A 3,212-nucleotide genomic window follows, 5' to 3' on the forward strand; every position below is an offset into this window, starting at 1 on the left:
GTACCGTGGCGTGCCCCGGCAATACTTCCACCTGTACCTGGCCGAAGTTTGCTACCGGTTCAATCACCGGCACGAAAACCTGCAACCCTTGCTGCACAAGCTTCTCAAGCAGATCTCAATCCAAGAGCTACGTCCAATTCTGGTCCGGAAAGGTTAGGAATTACCGCCGGCATTCGAGCCGGCCTGGATCGATGACGACGCCTGGATGGTGCTCACCGACTAGGCGCGCCCCGGGACGGACGAGCAGCGCCGCTTCGTCGAGATCGCCATGGCGACGCCCGACTTCGTGTTCAGCTGCGTGCGTCGCGGCCGCCGGAGTCGTTGCTCCGCGCGATCGTGAACTCGCTGGGCGACCGCTACTACGGCCTCGAGGCGCTCGCGATCGCGTCGCTTCGTGAGCGCGGTGACCATACGACGTGGATCGAGGCGCTCCCGGATATCCCTGGCTTCGCGACTACTTCGGACCAGAAGCTCTCGACGGCACGATCTTGGATGCGGTGCTGGGGCCGCGCGGGCCTCTGGATGAGCCAGATGCCGCCAGCGTGGCGCAACACGGGTCGTCAGTTCCAGGCGCGCTCGGGCAAGTTCGACGAGATGGATCGGCTCATCGCGGACAAGCCCGCGCGCACCTTCTTCCGATGGCGCTCATCGCGGCGGAGCACACGGCGCAGCTCAACGCCGCGCAGGCCGACGAGGTCTTCTCAAAGGCGGAGGAGCATGAGCTGCTCTTCCAAGACGTCGATCTCGGCGACGATGGGACCGGCCATGACCGGCCCGCCATCGACGTGCTGTCCTGCACGACGACGATGGAGGTCGGTATCGATATCGGATCGCTGTCCGGCGTGTCGCTGCGGAACATGCCCCCGCGCGCGAACTACCAGCAGCGCGCAGGTCGCGCGGGGCGCCGAGGCAACGCGGTCGCGACGGTCACTGCCTTCGGCAGTGCCGACAGCCACGACGAGCACTACTTCTCGAATCCCGACCAGATGATCCGTGGCGCCGTGGACGACCCGCTCCTCACGCTCGACAACAGCGAGATCATCCGACGGCACGTCACCGCGTACCTGCTGCAGCGCTATCACCAGGACAAGCTGCCCACCATTAAGCCGGAGGAGCAGCCGCACCTCTTCGCGGTGCTCGGCACCGTGGCCGACTTCAAGAAGTCCACGAAGGTGCTCAATCGATGGGATCTCAAGCAGTGGCTCGAGGCGAACGAGGCGACCCTCCGCGCGGAGGTCGACGCGTGGCTCCCGCAGCAGTTCTCGGCTGCGGAACGCAAACGCCTCCTCGACGAGCTTGTGCCGAAGACGATAGAGCCGATCGACGCGGCAATCGCGTTCGAGCCTCCAGCGAGCAGGGCTGCTGCGGCGCCTGCACCCGTAGCCACGCCCGCCCCGGCAGCCTCAGGAGACCCGTCCGCTGCGGCGAGCGCAGACACCAGGCTCGAGGCGCCCGACGAGGAGGGCGAGGAGAAGCCTGGGCGTGATCCGGCCTCAGAGAACCTGCTCGACCGGCTCCTCTACCGGGGCGTGCTCCCTCGCTATGCGTTCCCGACCGACGTCGCCACGTTCCATGTGTTCGACCCGGTGAACTCGACGATGTACCGGCCCGTCTTCCAGTTCACGCCGTCGCAAGGGCTTACCATCGCGCTGTCGCAATACGCGCCCGGCAAGGAGGCCTGGATCGGTAACAAGCTCTGGACCTCCGGGGCGATCTACTCGCCGATGCGCGACGACCGATATCGCGCGTGGCTTGGCCGGCGCCTCTACTACGAGTGCAGCGTGTGCCACTGCGCGAGGACCACGACGTTCGAGGGGGGCTCGCGCGGCGAGACGAAGGACTGCGAGGCGTGCGGCGGCGTCGGCACTTTCGGCCCCGCCACGCAGTGGCTCCGTCCGCCCGGCTTCGCGCACCCCGTGGGCAAGCCGGAGGGAACCACGCCCGACGACGTGCCCGCCAAGAGCTACGCGACCCGCGCGAAGCTGACGGCCCCCACGCCCGCTGACGCCTCGAAGTGGAAGCAGTTGAACCAGCGGCTCCGAGTCCACCACACGCGGCAGCACCTCCTTGTCACAAACCGAGGTCCGCGCGAGGAGGGCTACACGTACTGCACGAAGTGCGGGCTCATCGAGCCCACCGCGAACCCGAAGGGCACCGTCGTGGCGATGCACCGCAAGCCCTACCCGGACATCGAGGAGCCGATGTGCCCCGGAGGCGGCGCGACGAAGGGCCTCGTGCTGGGCACCGACTTCATCACCGACGTGCTGCTCGTCGCGATCCGCGTAGACGCGCCCATCACGCTGGTCCCCGGTGTGCTCGCGACCGACGTGGCGCTGCGCACCATCTGTGAGGCGGTGACCAAGGCCGCGTGCGCGCGGCTCGAGTTGGAGGCGGACGAACTCCAAGCCGAGTACCGCCCGGCGCTCACGCCGGAGGGGCGCGCTGGGCTCGAGGCGGAGATCTACATCTACGACACGCTCCCCGGCGGCGCCGGCTTCGCGAAGCGCGTAGGGGACATCGGGCTCCCGATCTTCGAGGACGCCCTCAAGCTGCTCGAGGTGTGCCCGGACAACTGTGACCGCTCCTGTTACCGCTGCCTCCGCAGCTACAAGAACAAGTTCGAGCACGACCTCCTCGACCGCCACCTCGGCGCGACCCTGATGCGGTTCGTCCTCAACAACGCTCCCCCGACGCTCAACGCGGATCGCGTCGCGCGCTCGACCAACCTCCTCTTCGAGGACCTCGATCGGCAGGACATCGAGGGGCTCACGCTGGAGCGCGACAAGCAGATCTCGGTCGCGGGCCTCGGCGACGTCGTCGTCCCCATCCTGGTGACCAACGTGAGCGGAGCCCAGTTTGCCATCGGGCTGCACGGCCCGCTGACGCCGAACGAACCGGCGGACGCGGACCTCAAGGAGATCAAGGAGTACGCGACGTCGCTGACCGTCCACCTCGAGGATGAACTGATCGTGCGGCGCAACCTCCCGTTCGCCACGCAGAAGCTCATCGAGAAGCTCGGCTGAGGTGTCCCGGTGAGCACGAACGAGAAGACGCACTGGCGCGTGGTCACACCGACAACCTGGCCCGCCCTGAATCGCCCCGGGTTTCGCGGAGGCTCCAACTGTGGAGAATGGAGCCATGAAGAAGTCCCCGAAGTTTTCCCCTGAGGTGCGTGAGCGCGCCGTGCGCATGGTGCTGGAGCACCGTGGTGA

1 protein-coding gene is annotated in these 3,212 nt (G+C 67.1%); it reads left to right on the top strand.

All coding sequences use genetic code 11. The features are described from left to right. Nucleotides 1–638: 638 nt before the first annotated feature. A complete protein-coding gene (locus ABSH63_RS15650; protein WP_352891035.1) occupies nucleotides 639–3,023 on the top strand; it encodes a DUF1998 domain-containing protein in 2,385 nt (794 codons plus the stop codon). Nucleotides 3,024–3,212 lie beyond the last annotated feature (189 nt).

This window comes from Sinimarinibacterium thermocellulolyticum, assembly GCF_040327995.1.
Lineage (GTDB): Bacteria > Pseudomonadota > Gammaproteobacteria > Nevskiales > Nevskiaceae > Solimonas > Solimonas thermocellulolyticum.